At 67.7% G+C, this 20,459-nt stretch carries 16 protein-coding genes and 3 pseudogenes; 16 read left to right on the plus strand and 3 right to left on the minus strand.

The features are described 5' to 3' along the window. Positions 1–24: 24 nt before the first annotated feature. The 6 genes and pseudogenes from BJF87_RS23025 (at position 25) to BJF87_RS23050 (ending at position 7,744) form a co-directional block, all read left to right on the plus strand. Positions 25–2,079, plus strand: coding sequence for a 5-oxoprolinase/urea amidolyase family protein (locus BJF87_RS23025; RefSeq protein ID WP_035755822.1), 2,055 nt, complete (start codon positions 25–27; stop codon positions 2,077–2,079). Then, positions 2,076–3,746 (plus strand): allophanate hydrolase, encoded by a 1,671-nt coding sequence (gene atzF, locus BJF87_RS23030; protein WP_075863983.1) that lies wholly within the window; start codon positions 2,076–2,078, stop codon positions 3,744–3,746. Before BJF87_RS23025 ends, atzF begins: the two co-directional genes overlap by 4 nt. A 231-nt stretch (positions 3,747–3,977) precedes the next feature. After that, positions 3,978–5,755: pseudogene (locus tag BJF87_RS23035) on the plus strand (hypothetical protein). A 180-nt stretch (positions 5,756–5,935) separates the two neighbouring features. Continuing rightward, complete coding sequence (locus tag BJF87_RS23040) at positions 5,936–6,130, plus strand: hypothetical protein (protein ID WP_006358632.1); 195 nt, start codon at positions 5,936–5,938, stop codon at positions 6,128–6,130. A 182-nt stretch (positions 6,131–6,312) separates the two neighbouring features. Next, positions 6,313–7,196, plus strand: a pseudogene (locus tag BJF87_RS23045) (DUF3558 family protein). Then, a complete protein-coding gene (locus BJF87_RS23050; protein WP_006358630.1) occupies positions 7,193–7,744 on the plus strand; it encodes a DUF3558 domain-containing protein in 552 nt (183 codons plus the stop codon). Before BJF87_RS23045 ends, BJF87_RS23050 begins: the two are co-directional and overlap by 4 nt. A 45-nt stretch (positions 7,745–7,789) precedes the next feature. Here the strand turns inward: BJF87_RS23050 and BJF87_RS23055 are convergent, their stop codons facing one another. After that, on the minus strand, positions 7,790–8,623 hold the full coding sequence (locus BJF87_RS23055; RefSeq protein ID WP_035755815.1) for an acyl-[acyl-carrier-protein] thioesterase: 834 nt from the start codon (positions 8,621–8,623) through the stop codon (positions 7,790–7,792). A 100-nt stretch (positions 8,624–8,723) separates the two neighbouring features. On the opposite strand from BJF87_RS23055, the gene BJF87_RS23060 reads away from it, so the two are divergent. The 5 genes from BJF87_RS23060 (at position 8,724) to BJF87_RS23080 (ending at position 14,417) form a co-directional block, all read left to right on the plus strand. Beyond that, entirely contained in the window at positions 8,724–10,412 is a 1,689-nt protein-coding gene (locus BJF87_RS23060; protein ID WP_075863984.1) for an FAD-dependent oxidoreductase, read from the plus strand. 2 nt (positions 10,413–10,414) lie between these two features. After that, positions 10,415–11,692, plus strand: coding sequence for a glycosyltransferase family 4 protein (locus BJF87_RS23065; protein ID WP_005201455.1), 1,278 nt, complete (start codon positions 10,415–10,417; stop codon positions 11,690–11,692). Further along, on the plus strand, positions 11,679–12,407 hold the full coding sequence (locus BJF87_RS23070) for a class I SAM-dependent methyltransferase (protein ID WP_006358627.1): 729 nt from the start codon (positions 11,679–11,681) through the stop codon (positions 12,405–12,407). The genes BJF87_RS23065 and BJF87_RS23070 overlap by 14 nt, the downstream gene beginning before the upstream one ends. Next, positions 12,404–13,459: a prenyltransferase gene (locus tag BJF87_RS23075; RefSeq protein ID WP_035755810.1), complete on the plus strand. Its 1,056-nt coding sequence runs from the start codon at positions 12,404–12,406 to the stop codon at positions 13,457–13,459. The genes BJF87_RS23070 and BJF87_RS23075 overlap by 4 nt, the downstream gene beginning before the upstream one ends. 100 nt (positions 13,460–13,559) lie before the next feature. Continuing rightward, positions 13,560–14,417 (plus strand): LLM class F420-dependent oxidoreductase, encoded by an 858-nt coding sequence (locus BJF87_RS23080; protein ID WP_035755807.1) that lies wholly within the window; start codon positions 13,560–13,562, stop codon positions 14,415–14,417. A 7-nt stretch (positions 14,418–14,424) separates the two neighbouring features. Here BJF87_RS23080 and BJF87_RS23085 read toward each other — a convergent pair whose 3' ends face one another. After that, positions 14,425–15,027 carry a TetR/AcrR family transcriptional regulator gene (locus tag BJF87_RS23085; protein ID WP_006358624.1) on the minus strand — a complete coding sequence of 201 codons (603 nt, stop codon included), beginning with the start codon at positions 15,025–15,027 and terminating at the stop codon, positions 14,425–14,427. A 184-nt stretch (positions 15,028–15,211) separates the two neighbouring features. On the opposite strand from BJF87_RS23085, the gene BJF87_RS23090 reads away from it, so the two are divergent. From BJF87_RS23090 to BJF87_RS23100, 3 genes and pseudogenes are all read left to right on the plus strand, one after another. After that, positions 15,212–16,603 carry an NAD(P)/FAD-dependent oxidoreductase gene (locus BJF87_RS23090; protein WP_187346538.1) on the plus strand — a complete coding sequence of 464 codons (1,392 nt, stop codon included), beginning with the start codon at positions 15,212–15,214 and terminating at the stop codon, positions 16,601–16,603. Then, on the plus strand, positions 16,600–17,556 hold the full coding sequence (locus BJF87_RS23095) for an alpha/beta hydrolase (protein ID WP_075863986.1): 957 nt from the start codon (positions 16,600–16,602) through the stop codon (positions 17,554–17,556). The genes BJF87_RS23090 and BJF87_RS23095 overlap by 4 nt, the downstream gene beginning before the upstream one ends. Then, positions 17,553–18,310: pseudogene (locus BJF87_RS23100) on the plus strand (SDR family NAD(P)-dependent oxidoreductase). The gene BJF87_RS23095 and the pseudogene BJF87_RS23100 overlap by 4 nt, the downstream one beginning before the upstream one ends. A gap of 25 nt (positions 18,311–18,335) precedes the next feature. Here BJF87_RS23100 and BJF87_RS23105 read toward each other — a convergent pair. Then, positions 18,336–19,028, minus strand: a complete 693-nt coding sequence (locus BJF87_RS23105; protein ID WP_035755798.1) for a class I SAM-dependent methyltransferase — start codon at positions 19,026–19,028, stop codon at positions 18,336–18,338. 49 nt (positions 19,029–19,077) lie between these two features. Here BJF87_RS23105 and BJF87_RS23110 point away from each other — a divergent pair, with 49 nt between their 5' ends. Beyond that, on the plus strand, positions 19,078–20,052 hold the full coding sequence (locus BJF87_RS23110) for an NADPH:quinone oxidoreductase family protein (protein ID WP_035755796.1): 975 nt from the start codon (positions 19,078–19,080) through the stop codon (positions 20,050–20,052). Between the two features lie 58 nt (positions 20,053–20,110). Continuing rightward, positions 20,111–20,380, plus strand: a complete 270-nt coding sequence (locus tag BJF87_RS23115; protein WP_075863987.1) for a DUF2277 domain-containing protein — start codon at positions 20,111–20,113, stop codon at positions 20,378–20,380. Positions 20,381–20,459: the final 79 nt, after the last annotated feature.

The raw sequence follows: 20,459 nt of genomic DNA on the forward strand, positions 1-20,459 counted from the left end.
CAACGACCTTCGAGGAACCACACCATGACTGCCTCCACCGGGGCCGCCACGCCCGCCCCCGTCACCGTCCTGCGGTCCGGTCCGCTCACCACCATCCAGGACTGGCCCGGTCGTATCGGGTACTGGAAGGTCGGCGTCCCACCCTCCGGGCCCATGGACGACCTGTCGTTCCGCCTCGCCAACCTCGCGGTCGGCAACCCCGAGACAGCTGCTGGTCTCGAGGTCACCCTGATGGGTCCGGCGCTGCGGTTCGACGCCGACGCCGTCGTGGCCGTCACCGGCGCACCGGTGACCGTCACCGTCAACGGACGGACTGTGTCGCAATGGGTTCCGCTGTCGGTGTCGTCAGGTGACGTCCTCGACGTCGGAACAGTGGGGACGCTCGGCATGCGGGCGTACATCGCGGTGTCCGGCGGGCTCGACGCCGAGGACTACCTCGGAAGCCGTTCCACGTTCACGATGGGCCGCTTCGGGGGTCTCGACGGCCGTCCGCTCGCGGCCGGTGATCAGCTCACCCTGCTCGGCGGATCGACCGGCCCGGCGCGGCGCATCCTCGGCGACGAGCAGCCCGCCTTCACCAACACCTGGCAACTGGCGGTGACCGTCGGTCCGCACGGTGCGCCGGAGTTCTTCACCGAGGCCGACATCGGCGACGTCTTCGCCACCGACTACGAGGTGCACTTCAACTCCGACCGGACCGGCATCCGGCTGATCGGTCCCAAGCCGCGATGGGCGCGCAACGACGGAGGCGAGGCCGGACTGCACCCGTCGAACATCCACGACAACGCGTATTCCGTCGGCGCCCTGGATTTCACCGGCGACACCCCGATCCTGCTCGGGCCCGACGGCCCGAGTCTCGGCGGGTTCGTGTGCCCGGTGACGGTCGTGACCGCCCAGCGGTGGAAGCTCGGTCAGCTCAAGCCCGGTGACACGATCCGGTTCGTGGCCGTTCGCAGCGAGGCGACCGCCTCGCCGAAGGAGACCGGTCTCGGCCGGCGTGCCAGCTTCGTCGACGTTCTGTCCGCGGGCGGCGACGCCGACAACGGCATCCTCGGCTCGACGACGACCGCCGACGGATCGACGGCGGTGACCTACCGCCGCTCCGGTGACGACAACATCCTCGTCGAATACGGTGACATGCAACTGGATCTGGCCCTGCGCGCCCGCGTGCACGCGCTGAGCGAACGCATCGCCGCCGAGAAGCCCCGGGGCCTCATCGATCTCACGCCCGGCATCCGGTCGCTGCAGGTCAAAGCCGACCCGGACATGTGGTCGCAGTCCCGGATGCTCCAGTGGCTCATCGAATGTGAGAGCCAGCTGCCCGCGGCCGAGGATCTCGTGGTCCCCAGCCGAACGGTGCACCTGCCCCTGTCGTGGGACGACCCGGCCACCCGCGAGGCCATCAAGCGTTACATGCTCGGCGTGCGCTCCGACGCTCCGTGGTGCCCGTGGAACATCGAGTTCATCCGCCGCATGAACGGTCTCGACTCCGTCGACGACGTCCACCGCACGGTCTTCGACGCCAGCTACCTGGTGCTCGGCCTGGGCGACGTGTATCTCGGTGCGCCGGTTGCGGTCCCGCTGGACCCGCGGCATCGGCTCGTCACCACGAAGTACAACCCCGCCCGGACCTGGACCCCGGAGAACGCGGTCGGCATCGGCGGAGCCTACCTGTGCATCTACGGCATGGAGGGCCCCGGCGGTTATCAGTTCGTCGGACGCACCACGCAGGTGTGGAACCACCGGCACCCACAGTCGGCGCCCGGCTTCGATCCCCAGCATCCCTGGCTGCTGCGCTTCTTCGACCGCATCTCCTGGTATCCGGTCAGTGCCGAGGAACTCCTCGACATGCGCGCCGATGTCGCGGCCGGGCGCGGGGACAGCACGAAGATCGTCGACGGTGTCTTCTCGCTCGCCGAGCACCAGCAATACCTCGACGACAATGCCGCCGACATCGCCCTCCGGCGCGAGAAGATGGAGATCGCCCGCGCCGAGGAGCGTCAGAGATGGTCCGCGCAGGGCGAGTTCGCCGCCGACCTGAGCGCGGTCGGGGCCGAGAACGAGGAGCGGGTGGCATGAGCAGGGTCGACGAGATCTACATGCGGATCGCCGAGGCGGACCGTCCCGAGGTACTCATCGCGCTGCGTCCGCAGGCGGAGGTCGCTGCCGAGTACGACGCGGCTCTCGCGGCCGGCGGGCCACTGGCCGGCACCGTCCTCGCGGTCAAGGACAATGTCGACGTCGCCGGGTTGCCGACCACGGCAGCGTGCCCGGGCTACGCCTACACGCCCGCGGCCGACGCCCCGGCGGTCGCGGCATTGCGGGCCGCCGGTGCGGTGATGATCGGGAAGACGAACCTCGACCAGTTCGCCACCGGCCTCGTCGGAACACGAAGTCCGTTCGGTGCCGTTCGGGATTCGCGACGGCCCGAATACATCTCGGGCGGTTCGAGTTCGGGGTCCGCGGTGGCCGTGGCACTCGGGTTCGCCGACATCGCGATCGGCACCGACACCGCCGGTTCCGGCCGCGTGCCCGCCGGACTCCAGGGACTTGTCGGGATCAAGCCGACGGTCGGGTCGATCTCCACCGACGGCGTCGTGCCAGCGTGTGCCAGCTATGACACCGTGACGATCTTCGCGGCCGACCTGCCACTGGCGAACCGTGCGATGGCAGCGATGTCCGCCGCGCAGGGACCACGGCCGTTCGGCACGTCGGCGCCCCTGGCCGCACCGGAACGACCCGTCGTCGCCGTACCCGCCGAACTGCCGGACCTCGACGAGGCGTGGCGTGCCGCATTCGCCGAGGCGGTGCTGCGGGCCGAGGACGCCGGACTCGTGATCAAGACCATCGACCTGTCGCCCTTCCTTGCGGCGGCGAAGCTGCTGTACGAGGATGCGCTCGTCGCCGAACGACACGACGCCGTCGGCGACTTCCTGGATGCGACGGACGCGGACGACGTCGGGCTCGATCCCACCGTCGCCGGGATCATCGGTGCTGCTTCCCGATTCACCGCCGTCGACCTCCTGCGCGCACGCCGACGCCTCACCGAACTCCGTGCGGAGGCCATGGGGGAGTGGGGCGACGCGACCGTGCTGATGGTCCCGACCGCGCCGGGGCACCCGACGATCGCCGAGGTCGCCGCCGACCCGGTCGGCGTCAACTCGCGAATGGGCACGTACACCAACTTCTGCAATCTCTTCGACCTCTGCGGAATCGCCGTGCCGAGTGGCGTCGTGGCCGAAACCCAGGGCAGCGAAGCACAATTCGGTGTCACCCTGCTGGGTGCGGCGCACGAGGACGCGGTTCTCATCGAAGTGGCGGCCCGGTTCCTCGGCGTCCCCGATGTCGGGGCGTCGTGGGTGGAGACCGAGGAGTCGGTCGAGCTCGCGGTCTTCGGTGCGCACATGCGGGGCGGTCCGCTCACGCACGAACTCAGCGAACGGGGTGCCCGCTGGGCGGGGGAGATCGCGACGACGCCGACCTACCGCCTCGTCGCGCTCGACACCACTCCGCCGAAGCCCGGTCTGATCCGCGATCCTGTTGTGGGACAGGCGATCCGGGGTGAGGTCTGGCGACTGTCTGCGTCCGCGCTGGGCGAGTTCCTCGCTGCTCTCCCGGAACCGATGATGCTGGGCAAGGTCGAGGTGGCCGCCGGGGAGACCGGTCCCGCACGATGGATCGTCGGCTTCGGCTGCGCGGCCGACGCCGGTGCTGCCGGAACGGAACTCGACCGCGACCGCTGGTAGTCACGGCGTAACCGCCCGCTCCTCATCGGTATGACATCGAACCCGCAAACCGGGCTCGATGTCATACGGAACCGAGCGCCTCGCGCGATGACTGTCGACGTCCGACCTGGTCGTTTGTCCAACCCGGTGGTTTTGTGACAGGCCTCGTTTCGGCTACCAATTTTCGATTTCCGATGCTTAACTTGCTCAGCGCAAGGGGTGGGGAGAAAGAAAGTTGGACGAGTGACCAGCATGGGGCGGAACCGAACTCAGCGTTCGGAGAAGGTCGCGCGGCGCGCGGACCGCAAGCAGAAGCGTCAGCACCGCGTCGTCGCGGGCGCGGCCGCGATCGCCACGGTGGCCGCGATCGGCGCCGGGCAGGCGATGGAGCCGGCGGCCGCGGAGGCGTCCGCGATCAGTGACCTCCGAGACTGGTCGAACAGCTTCAACAAGGGGAATCCTCTCGGCGAGCTGGTGAGCGGTGTCGGAAACGGCGCGCTCGCGGACATCGCCGAAGCCTGGCGCATCGAATCCTGTGTCTCCGACGGCGCCCGCGGCGGCGCCGACTGCTCGCAGTCCAGTACCGACTTCGGCGGGATCGGCATCGCATCGTGCTTCCCGACCGGATCGAGATCGTTCCCATCGGCGTTTACGACCCCCTGAAGAACGTGTACGACGACATCTTCTCGGGCACATTCGGTTCGATCCTGAGGACGATCGTCGGCAATCTCGGCGTGAACCTGCCGGCGACGCTTGCCGACGCCCCTGCCACCGAGGGCTCGGCAAAGGTCATCGGCAACGGTTTCCAGCTGGCGGTGGCGTTTCGCAAAGGCGACGCGACCGCCATCTCGTACCTCCCGCTCAGCATCGCGACCGCGGGCGCGAGTGACGGCCGCACGGCCAAGTCCTTCGCGCTCCTCGGCATGGCTCATGCCTGGAACACCGGCGACCTCCCGGTCACCGTGCTGGGCAAGGAGATCCTCGAGATCCCCGGTATCAAGGGCGTCGGCTGCTACGGCGGCCTCACCGGCGCCTACGCCGACGGCGTCGGAGCCTGCGCGAATGTGCTGGGCACCTTCGACTTCCGTTACCAGCAGCCCAACGGTGAGGTGCAGTTCGCGCTCACCGACCCGACGGCGCTGCTGTCAGACCCGACGGGTGTCCTCGGCGACGCCGGTCAGGAAGCGCTGCAGGGAATCCTGGCGTCGATTCTGAGCGGTTCCGGCATCGACTTCGACGGCGACTGGATGTCCCTCTCCAAGGACTTCTCCCGCCTGAGCATCGGCGGCGACTACGACCTGTTCAGCGGCAACTTCCTCCGCCTCACCAGTGACTACGGCTTCACCGGGCCGATCACCGTCGACTGGCTGGGTTCCCAGGTAACGTTCCGCCCGCTGGTCGAGGTGAACGGCGAGTACCGTCCGAACCGCCTCGGCCTCCCGGTCATCACCTTCGGGCAGCTCGACACCGGCGAGATCGTCCCGGTCATCCACATTCCGAGCTATGAGTTCCCCTTCGGCATCCCGGCGACCGGCGGCGCGGTGATCCCGCAGTCGAACGCCGTCGCCCGGGTCGCGGCCTCGGCTCCCACCGCGTTCGCGGCGTCGACCTTCGCGGAGCCGGAAGCCGCAGAGTTCGTGGGCCCCGATCTCGTGGCGGCGCCCGAGATCGCATCCGACGACTCGGGCAGCGACGTCGTCGACGAGTACGTCGGCAAGCATCGGGCGGCCGATGACGGCTACGAAGGCAAGCACCGCGCCCCTGAGGCCTCCGACGCCGGGGATTCCGACGCCGGCCCGGACAACGGCTCTGACAACGGCTCCGACAACGGTGACTCGGATTCGGACGGCGGCTCGGACTCCGCGAGCTCCGGCGGCGACGCCGGCTCGGACAGCGGTTCCAGCTCGGCCGGTGACTCCGGTTCGGACAGCGGCAGCGGCAGCTCCGGCGCCGGCCGCGACGCCGACTCGGGCAGTGGTTCCGGCAGCGACTCGGGCTCGTCGAGCGGCTCCGGCGCCGAAGCGGCCTGACACCGGCCGCCCACAGACCGGCGCCCCGGCATTGGACTCGATCCGTGCCGGGCGTCGACCATTCTCCAGCCCCCGACCGGGGAGTCAGGGCTCACGGTCGGTCGACGGATCGACCTCCGGCCGACCCGGACGACAAATGACTACGCTGGTCGAAAAGCGGAGCCGACCAGGGAGGCCGTGATGGCGATCGATCGCGACAGAAGCAGAGCAGTGTCGGAGGTCGTCCGGCAGCATCCGGTGATGAGCCTGGTCGCGGTGTCACCGGGCGTCGCCGTGTTCGTGGTCCTGCTGGTGCTCGACCAGACGTTCCTGGCGATCCTCTTCGCCATCCTGGCCGTCGGCGGCGGGGTGTACCTGCTGTCCCGCAAGCGGTGAGCACGACGCCCGCGCGGTGAACCCCGACTCGACGATCCGCGCGGCTACAGTGGTGGCCAATGAGCCCGACCGCATCGCTGCGCGGTGCCGGCGGGCACATGCGGGTGAAGGGAGTGTGGGCGCATGATCGACGATTCGGGACGTCACCACGGCCGGACGGCCGGGCGGCCGGGTCACTGACCATGTCCACGCGCGTCGATGCCTACATCTGGGCCATCCGCCTGACCAAGACCCGATCCGCGGCGGGTGCCGCATGCCGTGGGGGCCATGTCCGCGTCAACGGCGTGACGGCCAAGCCGCCCAGCCGGTGGTTCCGGGTGACGAGGTCCGCGTCCGGCTCGACGGGCGCGAACGCATCGTCGAGGTCACCAAGACCATCAACAAGCGGGTGTCGGCGCCGATGGCCGCCGAGTGCTTCATCGACCGGTCGCCGCCACCGCCGCCCAGGGAGATCCTGGCGAGTCAGCCGCGTCGTGACCGCGGTGCCGGCCGACCCACCAAACGCGAACGGCGACAACTCGATCGGCTCCGCGACTCGAGCTTCCTCGTCGCCTTCCTCGCCGTCGTCGTGCTGCTCGTCGGTGGTTGTTCGGACGACGAGCCGTCCGACCCGAACAGGCCGAACACCCCCGAGGCGCCCGCGCAGGCCGGTTCCGGGCCGTTCTTCGGCAAATGCGGCGGCGTGACGCTGGAAGAGGTCACCCGCATCACCGGCTTCGGCGGACTCACCGAGACCGTCAACAACACGTCGGTGTGCGAATGGGACACCACCGGCTCGCGGACAGGGGCCGTCGCCTCGTTCAACTGGTACCGCGGTTCGCCGATCGGCCGCGAAGAGGCCAACGTGAAGCTGTCGCGCGACGTGACCAACAAACTCGAGATCGACGGTCACCAGGGGTTCATCGGCTATACCCAGTCAGGCCAGATCTGTGAGGTCGGTATGGGATTCGGCGCCGACTTCTTCGAGTGGTCGATCCGGGGCGACGCGGTCGAGGCGCGGCCCATCGAGCAGATCTGCGACGCCGCACGGGAGTTGGCGAAGCTGTCCATCGAGCGTGCCTCATGAGGCGGTCACTCGCAGTCCTCGTCGCGCTCCTCCTCGGCCTGACCGCACTCGTCGGTTGCGCGCGCACGGTCGACGGTGAGCCGGTGCCGGTGGGCGCCGCCGGACAGTCCGGCAGCAGCGACATCGACACCGATCAATTCGACAAACTGCTCCTCGAGTGCGACGTGCTACCCGACGCGATGATCGCCGACGTGGTGGCCGGCGGTGGGTTCGCCGAACGGTCCTTCAGCGGTGCCATCTGCCGGTGGCTGGTGTCCGGTGCCACCGACGTCGTCAGCGTGACGTTCAACTGGTTCGAGTGGGGCAACGTCAACCTCGAGAAGGAGACGGCCAAAAAGCTCGGCTTCCAGACCGAGAACATCAAGGTCGCCAGCCAGTCCGCCTTCACCCAGCGCAGCCCCGACCGACCCGGAGTCTGCGGCGTCACCGCGAGGGCTCCGAGTCGCGGGATCTTCACCTGGTTCGTCGAACCCCGCAGCGCGCCCGCGGGCGACCCGTGCGAGGCGCCGATCAAGCTGATGGAGCTGTTGCTCCAGGGCGGTCAGTAGCCCCGGGATTTCGTAGAAGAAATGCGTGCTATGCACGCGTTTCTTCTACCGATTGGTGGGTAGCGGACCCACCGCCACGCTCGCCGCAACGACGAGCTCGTCGCCGGTACCGGGCATCATCAGCCACACGGTCAGCTGGTCGCCCTCGCGGACACGACGCAGGGTGAGGCGCGTCCCCGGCACGATCGGCCGCAGGTACTCGATGACGACGCGGTGCGGCATGTCGACGAGATCGGGGTGCTCGACCAGCTCGTCCTCGATGGCCTCGAGGTAGGCGGCGTTGTTGAGGTGCTTGAAGGGGTCGAAGTCGGTGATCCGCAGGACGTGCTCACGGTCGGGGAAGGGGATGTCCTCGGCGGCCGGGGCCTTCTCGGGGTTCATCGACTTCCATCGCAGACGGTGCTCGTCGGTCATCGACGACAACATCTCGAAGGCCTCGTCGGACAGCCGTGACGGCACGCCCTTGTCGTTGACGTTGATCCAGAACGCCTCGGTCTCGATGAGGCCGGCGGGGCGGTGGTCGGGATTGAACCGGTTGGTCTCGTGCTCGGAGGTGAGCCGCACCCGCATGTTGGTCCAGCGGGTCGACAGCGCGCCGCACCAGCGCTGGGCGGTCACCGTCGCCGGCCAGGTGATCGGCCGGATGACGTCGATGATGGTGCGCCGGACGATCCAGAAGGGCTCGGTCCTGCCGAACTCGGTGGCCTCGAGATTGTCGTTGGCGACGTCCTGCAGGTACCGCGCGACGGCGTCGAGCCGCACCCGCATGTCCTGGTCGACATCACCGGTCCGGACCCGGTATCCCGCCTGGTAGAACCGGGCGCCCTCCTTGCGGTCGGGTAGTGATCCCGCTCTCTCGCCTGACGTAACCTGGCTCACTCGGGTCCCTTCGATGGGTCGCAGGTATCTTTGCAGTTAAGATACAGTCAAGACTGAAACTAGAACACGTTCTACGTGTGGAATTACGGAGAAACAGCAGATGGCGCATGTGATTACCCGTCCATGTTGCAACGACGCCAGTTGCGTGAGCGTGTGTCCGGTGAACTGCATCCACCCGACGCCCGACGAGCCGGAGTTCTTGACTGCCGAGGCTCTGTACATCGACCCGGAGACCTGTATCGACTGCGGCGCGTGCATCGACGAGTGCCCGGTCGAGGCGATCGTCCCCGACGATCAGCTCACCGAGCGCGACGAGCCGTACCTGCAGATCAACGCGGACTACTACAAGGACCACGACGTCGAGGGCGGGCTCGTCCCGCCACGCAAGGCGCCGCAGCTGCCCGACCGGGAACTGCACGTCGCGATCGTCGGTGCCGGTCCGGCCGCCTTCTACGCCGCCGAGGAACTCGTCCGCAAACCGGCCATCAAGGTCGACATGTTCGACCGTCTGCCCACGCCCTACGGCCTGGTCCGCGCGGGCGTCGCCCCGGACCACGCCGCCACGAAGGGGGTCGAGAAGACCTTCGCGTCGGTCGCCGCCAAGAAGAACTTCGACTACTACCTCAACGTCGAGGTCGGCAAGCACATCAGCCACGACGAGCTCGTCGCCCGCTACCACGCGGTCATCTACGCGGTGGGCGCCGCGACCGACAAGCGGCTGAACATCGAGGGTGAGGACCTGCGCAACTCCGTCGCGGCCACCCAGTTCGTCGCCTGGTACAACGGCCACCCGGACTTCGCCGACCTCGACGTCGACCTGTCCTCGGAACGGGCTGTCGTCGTCGGCAACGGCAACGTCGCGCTCGACGTGGCGCGCATCCTCGTCACCGACCCCGACGAACTGGCCAAGACCGACATCGCCGACCACGCCCTGGCGAAGCTGCGCGAATCGAACATCACCGAAGTCGTGCTGCTCGGCCGCCGCGGCGTCGCCCAGGCGGCCTACACCAACAGCGAGTTCCTCGCTCTCGGCGACGTCGAGGGCGTCGACGTGGTCATCGATCCCGAGGATCTGGTCCTCGACGAGGGTTCCGAGGCTGCCCTGGCCGATGACACGCTCGACTCGACGATCGCCACCAAGATCCGGCTGGCCCGCGAGTTCGCCGAACGTCCGCAGACACCGGGCAACAAGCGCATCGTCTTCCGTTTCCTGGCATCTCCCGCCGGAATTGCCGGTGACGGCGAAGTGACTACGCTGACGTGCGTGCGCAACGCCTACACCGAAGCCGACGCCGACGCCGCCGGCCGCGTGGCCGTGAAGGCCACCGACGAGCGATTCGACCTCGAGACCGGCCTCCTTCTGCGGGCCATCGGATACCGCGGCGTCCCGGTCACCGACCTCCCCTTCGACGAGGGGCGCGGCGTCGTCCCGAACGCCGGGGGACGCGTGCAGGCCGCGACCGAGGGCGACGTGATGCCGGGGCTGTACGTCACCGGCTGGATCAAACGCGGAGCGACAGGTGGCATCGGCATGAATCGTCTGTGCGGTCAGGAGACGGCACGTGCCGTGATCGACGACTTCGTCGCCGGCGCCATCGGCGATCCGTCGACCCCGCGTGACGATGTCGCCGCACTGTGCGCCGACCGCGGTGCCAACCGCATCGACCTCGCGGGATGGAAGGCCATCGACGCAGCGGAGAAGTCCGCGGGCAAGGCCGCCGGCCGTGCACGGGCGAAGTTCGTCAGCATCTCCGAGTTCGAGGCGGCGGCCGCCGCCGGAGCGCAGTAACCGTGCGGGTTGCACTGCTGTCCTACCGCAGCAAACCTCATTGCGGTGGGCAGGGCGTCTACGTCCGTCACCTCTCCCGCGAGCTCGCGCTGCTCGGGCACAGCGTCGAGATCTTCTCGGGACAGCCGTATCCGGAGCTCGACCAGTCGGCGATCGACGCCGGCGTCACGATCACCAAGGTGCCCAGCCTCGGGCTCTACGACGAGCCGGACCCGTTCCGTACGCCGAAGCTGAGCGAGTACCGCGACTGGATCGACATGCTCGAGGTCGGATCGATGTGGACGGCGAGCTTCGGCGAGCCGCTCACCTTCAGCCTGCGGGTCGCCCGGCTGCTGAAGGAACGGCGCGACGACTTCGACATCGTGCACGACAACCAGTGCCTCGGGTACGGACTGCTCGAGATCCAGAAGGCGGGCTTCCCGCTCATCGCGACGATCCACCACCCGATCACGCGTGACCGCACCCTCGCGGTCAAGGCGGCCAAGGGCTGGCGCAAGATCACCGCGTGGCGCTGGCACTCCTTCCTGCGTATGCAGGGACGCGTCTCGCGCCGGATCCCGGAGCTGCTCACCGTTTCTCGCAGCAGCGAGGTCGACATCCGCAAGGCGTTCGACATCCCGTCGGGCCGCATCACCACGATCCCGCTCGGCGTCGACACCGAGATCTTCACGCCCGGTGCCGACCGCGTCCCGGGCCGGATCGTCTGTGTCGCCAGCGCCGACGCGCCGCTCAAGGGTGTGTCGTACCTTCTGGAGGCGGTTGCGAAGCTCGCTGCCGAGCGTGACGACGTCAAACTGGTACTGGTGTCCAAGTTGGACCCTAATGGGCCGTCTGCCAAGATGATCGAGGATCTCGCGATCGCCGACCGGGTGTCGGTGGTCTCGGGGCTCGAGGACGCCGAGATCGCGGAGCTCCTGGCCTCGGCCGAGGTTGCCTGCGTTCCGTCGCTGTACGAGGGCTTCTCGTTGCCGGCCGTCGAGGCGATGAGCTGTGGGACACCGCTCGTGGCCACTCGCGCCGGTGCGATCCCGGAAGTCGTCGGCACGAGTGAAGAGGCCGCGTTGCTGGTGCCGCCGCGGGATTCCGGGCGCCTCGCACAGGCGATCGGACGACTGTTCGACGACGCCGAACTGCGTGCGCGTCTGGGCTCGGGAGGACGCCGCCGCGCCGAGGAGAACTACAGCTGGGCGGCGGTGGCCGCGAAGACTGCGGCCCACTACGAAACCGTGCTCGCCGGACACCGGCGAGCAACAGAAGGGACATCGAGTGCTGACAGTTGATTTCGACCGTCTGGGCGTGGGCCCGGGCACCAAGGCGATCGACATCGGGGCGGGTCAGGGACGACACTCTTTCGAGATGTTCCGTCGGGGAGCGGATGTCATCGCCTTCGACATGTCGGAGAGTGACATGGCCGACGTCGCGGAGATGTTCGACGCCATGACGGCCGAAGGGCATGTGCCCGCCTCGGCCAAGGCGCGCGCCGAGGTCGGAGATGCGCTGCGTCTTCCTTACGCGGACAACAGCTTCGACGTGGTCCTCATGTCCGAGATCCTTGAGCACATCCCGACGGACGAGGGTGCGATCAGCGAGATGGTCCGCGTCCTCAAGCCCGGTGGCGTGGCCGCCGTGACGGTGCCGCGGTACTGGCCGGAGAAGGTCTGCTGGGCCCTTTCGGACGAATACCACGAGGTCGAGGGCGGACACGTCCGTATCTACAAGGCCTCGGAACTGGCCGACAAGCTGCGCAAGGCGGGCCTCGAGGTCACCGGCATCGATCACGCACACGCCCTTCACGCTCCGTACTGGTGGCTGAAATGTGCTGTCGGCGTGGAGAACAACGACAACCTGCTGGTCAAGGGATATCATCAGCTGCTCGTCTGGGACATGATGAGCAAGCCGTGGCTGACCCGTGTGGGTGAGCAGGTGCTCAACCCGATGATCGGCAAGTCCGTGGCCCTGTATCTCCGTAAGCCCGAGACTGCCGCGTCTTCATGACGGCCGCTCCGGCTGTCCCTGGAGTGGTCACCGCCGAGCAGATGCGCGCCACCGGCGCGGCCATCGTCGGCATGCAGGAGGAATCCGGCGCACTGCCCTGGTTCCCCGGTGGGCAGACCGATCCGTGGGATCACATCGAATCGGCGATGGCGTTGTCGGTGACCGGCTTTCACGCCGAGGCCGAGGCGGCATACGAATGGTCGCGGCGTAAACAGCGAGCCGACGGCTCGTGGCCGATCCGCACCGTGTGCGGCAAGGTCGAAGACGCCGGCACCGACTCCAACTTCTGCGCCTACATCGCGGTCGGGGTCTGGCACCACTACCTGATCACCGGTGACGACGCCTTCCTGCAGCGGATGTGGCCGGTCGTCTGGTCGGCCATCGACTGTGTCCTGCGCTTCCAGCGGGACGACGGCGCGTTCCGGTGGGGCGGCGACCACCGCACCGGCGCGATGTTCGGTGAGGCCCTGATCACCGGCAACGCCAGCATTTTTCAGGCTATCGACTGCGCGATCCGGATCGCGGCCGAGCTGGATCAGCCCGACGCCGCGTGGATCGCCGCGCACACCAAACTCGGTGACGCCATCCGTACGGACACCGCGCGCGACGCCGAGTGGGAGATCTTCACACCTCCGTCCGAACATTCGATGGACTGGTACTACCCGATCCTCGGCGGCGCGGTGCGTGGGGAAGAGGGGCAGAAGCTGATCGCCCGCCGCTGGAACGAGTTCGTCGTCCCCGGCAAGGGTGTGCGTTGCGTCGACCACCGTCCGTGGGTCACCGGTGCCGAAACCTGCGAGCTGGCATTGGCTCTCGACTCGCTCGGCGACACCGCCGACGCCATCGAGCTCATCGCCTCGATTCAGCATCTGCGCGATCCCGACGGATCGTATTGGACCGGACTGGTTTTCGCCGACGGCAAACGCTGGCCGGTGGAGAAGAGCTGCTGGACCTCTGCTGCCGTCGTCCTGGCGGCCGATGCCGTGAGTCGCACCAGTGTCGCCAACGGCATCTTCCGCGATGTCCGTCAGCGGCTGGCCGTCGCGCCCTGATCGCACCCCCTGGTCTCTGTGGCGCCCATCACCTAGACTGGTGTCCAGTCAACCGTCCGATTCTGTTCCGGGCGGCCGCAACGGTGCCCGGGGAGGCCTCATGGAGTTCGGAATCGTGCAGTTCACCAGCGATCGCGGGCTCAAGCCGCACGTGCTCGCGCCGCTGATCGAGAACGCCGGCTTCGCGTCGTACTACGTGCCCGAGCACGGCCACATCCCCACCCGCCGTGACGCCGCGCACCCGCAGACCGGTGACGAGACCCTTCCCGATGACCGGTACATGCGCACCCTCGATCCGTGGACGTCGCTCGCCGCCGCCGCTGCGGTCACCGAGCGCATCCGTCTGGCGACTGCCGTGGCGCTCCCGGTCCAGTCGGACCCGATCACCCTGGCCAAGACGATCGCCACCCTCGACCACATCTCCGGGGGCCGGGTGACCCTCGGCGTGGGATTCGGTTGGAACCTGGACGAACTCGCCGACCACAACGTGCCGCCGAAGCGGCGTCGAACCATGCTGCGCGAGTACCTCGAGGCGATGCGTGCCCTGTGGACGCAGGAAGAAGCCGAGTACAGCGGCGAATTCGTGAACTTCGGGCCGAGCTGGGCGTGGCCCAAGTCGACGCAGGGACACATCCCCGTTCAGGTCGGTGCGGCCGGCAACGAGAAGAACTTCAAGTGGATCGCCCGCAGCGCAGACGGCTGGATCACCACCCCGGGCGAGGAGGACATCGAGGGTTCCGTTGCACTGCTCAAGCGCATCTGGTCCGATGCCGGTCGCGAGGGTGAGCCGGAGATCGTCGTCCTCGACTTCAGGCCGGTGCCGGAGAAGCTCGTGAAGTGGCGCGAGATCGGCGTGACCACAGTGCTTTACGGCTTGCCCGACGACTCGGTGGAACGCGCGACAGGCTACCTGGCGAAGCTGGCCGGAAAACTCGACCTCGCGCCGGCAGCCGTCTAGCGCCGGGTCAGGCGAGCGGGTCGGTACGCAGACCGGGTATCACGAACCGGTCGAGATGGCGCCGGACCTGCTCGGCGTCGTCGATGTCGATCGTCTCGCCCGGCGATGTGCCGAGGCTGATCAGCACGCGCGCAACCCATTCGGCGACCTCGTGCAGGTCGTGTCCGGCGTGGATCTCCCCGCGTCGGGCGGCGGCCTCGATGTACGGGAACCAGAAGCCGGCGAGGTCGGGTACCAGTTTCACGACGCCGACGCCCGCGCATTCGGCGAACTCCGTCGGTTCCTCGGTGCGCAATCGCATGAGGAGGGTTCCGGGGTCATCGTAGGCGCCGCGCCCGATCCGTACGCCGGCGGTCAGCTGGCCGGCCAGATCGCCGATGTCGTCGAGCGTCGCTCGTGCGTCGCGCCAGAACGATTCCGTCAGCCGCACGATGGTCGCGCCGATCATCGACGGTTTGTCGGGGTAGTGCCGGTACAGCCACGCCCGGGAGACCCCGGCGGACTCGGCGACCTGCTGCATCGTCGTCGCCCGAATGCCTTTTTCGGCCAGCAACTTCTCGGTGGCGTCGAGCAACCGGTCGTGAACCGACGGGTTGGTCGTCTCGGTCACGGGGTCTCCTGCGTCGCTCGTCGCCTGGGTCTGCTCTGTCGTCAGCGCTCCGGCGAAGACTAACAAGCCCGTAGACAGTTCGTGGAATCTGTGTACACGGTTCAGGTCATGGTGTAGACACAAACCAGATTGTGTCTACACCGCGATGTTCGATCATCACCGAAGTTTGTCCAGAGGGGGCAGCGTGCCTTTACCAACCACCGCGATCATCGGCGCCGGGATCAGCGGCCTGACCGCGGGCAAGATGCTCACCGACTACGGCGTCCCGTACACCTGCTTCGAGAGCTCCGACCGCATCGGCGGCAACTGGGCATTCGGCAACCCGAACGGCCACAGCAGCGCGTACCGGTCGCTGCACATCGACACCTCCAAGCATCAGTTGTCCTTCCGGGACTTCCCGATGCCGGATGATTACCCGGACTTCCCGCACCACACGCAGATCAAGGCGTACCTCGACTCCTACGCGGAGGCCTTCGACCTCACCTCGTCGATCGAGTTCACCAACGGCGTCGAGCACGCCCGTCGACTCGACGGTGGAGGCTGGGAGCTGGAGACCCAACGAGGTGAACGACGCCGCTTCGATCTCCTCGTCGTCGCCAACGGGCACCACTGGGACCCGCGGTTCCCGAGCTTCCCGGGTGAGTTCGACGGCATCGAGATGCATGCGCACCACTACATCGATCCGCGGACGCCGCATGACTTCATGGGCAAGCGCATCCTGGTCGTCGGCCTGGGGAACAGCGCTGCCGACATCGCGGTGGAGTTGTCGTCGAAGGCGCTCGACAACAAGCTGACCCTGTCCACCCGCTCCGGTGCGTGGATCGTGCCGAAGTATTTCGGCGGCAAGCCCGCCGACAAGTACTACAAGACCTCGCCGCACATCCCGATGGCGTGGCAGCGCAAGTTCGTGCAGATCATGCAACCGGTGACAGCCGGCCGTCCGGAGGACTACGGTCTCCCGACTCCGAATCACAAGTTCTTCGAGGCGCATCCGACGCAGTCGGTGGAGCTGCCGCTACGCCTGGGCTCCGGCGACGTCATCGCCAAGCCGAACGTCAGCCGGCTCGACGGATCGACGGTCCACTTCGACGACGGTACCTCCGACGACTTCGACATCATCATCTATGCAACGGGATACAACATCACCTTCCCGTTCTTCGACCCCGACTTCATCTCCGCCCCGGACAACCGGATCGACCTCTACAAGCGGATGTTCTACCCCGGTATCGACGACCTCGTCTTCGCCGGGTTCGCGCAGGCCGTCCCGACGCTGTTCCCGTTCGTCGAGTGCCAGGCGCGCCTGATCGGTGCGTACGCGACGGGCCACTATCGTCCGCCATCGGTTGCCCAGATGCGGGACACGATCGCGGCGGACACAGAGTTCTTCACCGGCCACATGGTCCAGAGCGCGCGACACACGCAGCAACTCGACCACTACCTCTACGAACACAACATGCGTACCAAAGAGATTCCCGACGGTCGACGCCGCGCGCAGGAGCAGGGGCCGATGACCTGGGCCGGTGTCGCGGAAGCCGTGCCCGTCGGCACCGTCTCGGAAGCGGGGGCCTCAGCATGACCGCAGCGGGCACGACCACAACGTCCGGGGCGGAGACCGTCCGCTTCCCGTCGTCCGGCACCGACTGCGACGCATGGTTTTTCGCTGGTTCGTCGGCTTCGCCCTTCGAGGTCGACGGCAAACGGCCCGTCGTCGTGATGGCGCATGGTTTCGCGGGCGCCAAGGACTCGGGTCTCGAACCGTTCGCCCGGCGTTTCGCGGAGGCTGGACTCGCGGTCTTCGCGTTCGACTACCGCGGTTTCGGGTTGTCCGAAGGTCAACCGAGACAGCAGATCTCGCTGGAACGCCAAGCCGACGACTATCGCGCGGCGATCGTTGCTGCGAAGAAGCAGCCCGGCGTCGACCCGAATCGGGTGATCCTCTGGGGAGTTTCGCAGTCGGGCGGTCACGTCCTGACTGTCTCCGGTGGCCGAACCGACATCGCCGCGGTGATCTCGGTGATCCCCCTCGTCAACGGGCTCGCGGCCGGTCGCGTCGCCTACGACCAGGTCGGGGGTGCGGCGATCGCCCGATCCACCGCGACCGCGGTGGCGAGTGCGCTGTCGGCGAAGCTGGGGCGCGGCCCGAAGATGATGCGCGTCGTCGGCAAGCCGGGGGACCGTGATGCGGCACTGACAGCGCCGGGGTTCCTCGAGAGCTACCTGGCGATCGCCGGACCGTCCTGGCGCAACGAGGTCGATGCGTCGGTGGGTCTGGAGATCGGCGGTTTCCGTGCCGACAAGCATGTCCACGAGCTCGACGCGCCGGTGCTCGTGCAGATCGCCGACTACGACTCGGCCGCGCCTCCTCACGCCGCGGCGAAGGCGGCGTTCAAGGCACGCGCCGAGGTCCGGCACTACCCGTGTGATCACTTCGACGTCTTCGCGGGCAACGACTGGTTCGAACCGTGTGTGGGCCACGCGATCGCGTTCCTCACCCGCAAGCTCGCGGTCGAGACGGTGACCGCCCGGTGAAGCGCGCGATCGTCATCGGGGGAGCGTCGGGAATCGGGCTCGCGACGGTCGATGCGCTGACGGCCGGGGGAGTGGAGGTCGTCGTCGCCGATGTCGACGCCGAGCGTGCCGAAAAGGTTGCGGCCGAGCGTCTCGGCACCGTCCGCGCACTGCGGCTCGACGTCACCGACGAGGATTCGGTGGTCGCGGCGTTCGACGCGGTCGGAGAGTTCGACACGGTGGTGAACTGCGCCGGACTGTCTGATCCGGGAGCCCTGACCGAACTCGAGTTGAATGCCTGGCGTCACACCGTCGACGTCTGCCTCACGGGCACGTTCCTGGTGATCAAACACGCCGGCCGACGGATCGCCGACGGCGGTTCGATCACCTGCATCGCGTCGCTCAACGGTCGGCAGCCGGGTGCGGGATGGGTTCGTACTGCGCGTCGAAGGCGGGTGTGCTGATGCTCGTCGAGGTCGCGGCCCTGGAGTTGGCGGAACGGGGGATACGGGTCAACGCCGTATCGCCGGGTCTGGTGTCGACGCCGCTGACCGAGGGCATCGGATTCGTGCCGGGTCTCACCGAGGAGTACATCGAGAACACACCGCTCGGACGCAGCGGCGAACCCGCCGAGATCGCCGACACCATCGTCTTTCTCGCCTCCGACAAGGCGCGATGGATCACCGGAGCAGCGTTCGACGTGAACGGCGGCGCACACCTCAAGCGGTATCCCGACGTCCTCGGGAAAGCGCGCGCGATGTTGGAGCAGGCATAGGGCGCCAACGCCTTTCGGTGCAGGGTCAGGCCTGCAGCGGCGCTCCGACCTCACCCGAGTCGCGTCGGAGCACGCGCAGCGATCCTTCCGCCCGGACCTCGGTGAACTGGCCGGTTTCCAAAGCCTGGCAATAGATCTCGTAGGGCGGACGTCCGCCGTCGGCGGGGTCGGGGAAGACGTCGTGGATCAGCAGGGCGCCGCCGATGCGCACCCACGGAGCCCAGCCGTCGAGGTCGTTCTGGGCGGCTTCCATGCTGTGGCCGCCGTCGATGAACACGAAGTCGGCAGGCTTGCCCCAGATGCGGGCGGCGACTTTCGACGGTGCGAGGAGTCCGACGACGGTCTTCTCGAGTCCGGCGTCGAACATGGTGCGGCGGAAACGTGCCGAGGTGTCGAGCGTGCCGGTGTGTGGGTCGACCAGCGATTCGTCGTGGTACTCCCAGCCGGGTTGGTGCTCCTCGGAGCCGCGGTGGTGGTCGACGGTGACGAGGACGGCGTCGTTCGCCTCGGCGGCGGAACCCAGGAACACCGTGGACTTTCCGCAGTAGGTGCCGATCTCCACGCCGACCTTCGTCGAATCTGGTTGGGACAGATACTCTCCGGCGATCTCGAACAGCGTCTGGGCCTCGTCGAGCGGCATGAAGCCGGGCGCCTCGTCGGCGACTTTGCGACGTTCGGGGGACGGTGCGTTCGGCGACGGTGCCGTGGACTGTGACATGGCACAGATCCTATCGGGTGTGTGAGGGGCGCCGCGTAGGGTGACCGTTATGAAAGCTCAGGTACTCAGTGCAGAGACAGGCCCTTCCGGACTCGAATTGACCGAGGTCCCCGACCCCACTCCCGCCGACGGCCAGGTCGTCGTCGACGTCAAGTCCTGTGGAGTGTGTTTCCCGGACCTCCTGATGAGCCAGGGCAAGTACCAGCTCCGCGTGCCGACCCCGTTCACCCCGGGTACCGAGGTCGCGGGCGTGGTGCGGTCGGCACCCGAGGGATCGTCGGTGAAGGTGGGGGACAAGGTCCTCGTCGCCTCGATCGTCGGCGGTTTCGCCGAGCAGGTGGCGGCCGCGCCGGAACAGCTGCTGCCGCTGCCCGAGGGGCTCAGCTTCGAGCAGGGCTCTGCGATGGGCATCAATTATCAGACCGCGCTGTTCGCGCTGAAGACCCGCGCACACACCCAGCCGGGTGAGGTCGTCGGTGTGCTGGGTGCCGCCGGCGGTGTCGGCACCGCGTCGATCATGGTCGCCAAGGCCATGGGTGCGAAGGTCGTGGCCATCGTCCACCGCAAGGGTGCCGAGGAACTGCTTCGCAGCGCCGGCGCCGACGAGATCGTGCAGCTCGAGGAGGGCTGGGGCGACATGCTCCGGGAGGTCGCGCCCAAGGGTGTCGACGTCATGATCGATCCGTCCGGAGGTGAGGTCTTCGACGAGGCGCTGCGCCAGGTCGCGCCGGACGGTCGCTACGTGGTCGTCGGCTTCGCGGCGGGCGGGATCCCGACGGTCAAGCTCAACCGCGTTCTCTTCCGCAACATCGCGGTCGTCGGCGCGGCCTGGGGCGAGTACGTGCGCACCCATCCCGAGCTGAATCTCCCCGCGAAGCTGCACGAGGAGCTGAGCCAGATGATCGCCGACGGCATGACCCCGCAGGTCAACGTCACCTACTCGCTGGATCAGCTGCCCGAGGCGTTGACCGATCTCGCCGAGGGGCGGATTCTGGGTAAGGCGGTCGTGAAGATCGGCGACTGAGGACATCGGCTCGGCCGGCGACGATCGCAGGAGACAGCCACCTGCGAAGGGAACCGCCATGCGCCGCAACATCACCGAACTCCGCGGACTGGAACCGCCCGCCACGGCCGACGAGGTCGAGGCAGCCGCGCGGCAATACGTCCGCAAGGTGAGCGGTGTTCGGCACCCGTCGCCGGCCAACGCCGAGGCCTTCGAGGCCGCGGTCGTCGCCGTCACCGCAGCGACCCGCACCCTGCTCGACGCCCTGCCCGAGCGTCGTCAACCGCCGAAGACGGTTCCCCCGCTTCGACGCCCCGAGGTACAAGCGCGGATCGCCGCGCGGGGATAGGCACCCGGTTCAGCAATAGGTATCGCTCAGCGATACCTATTGCTGACTGCGTTCTGCTCTACCTGTGGAGTACCTGACA

Origin of the sequence: Gordonia sp. CNJ-863, assembly GCF_001942325.1 — a bacterium.
Lineage (GTDB): Bacteria > Actinomycetota > Actinomycetes > Mycobacteriales > Mycobacteriaceae > Gordonia > Gordonia alkanivorans.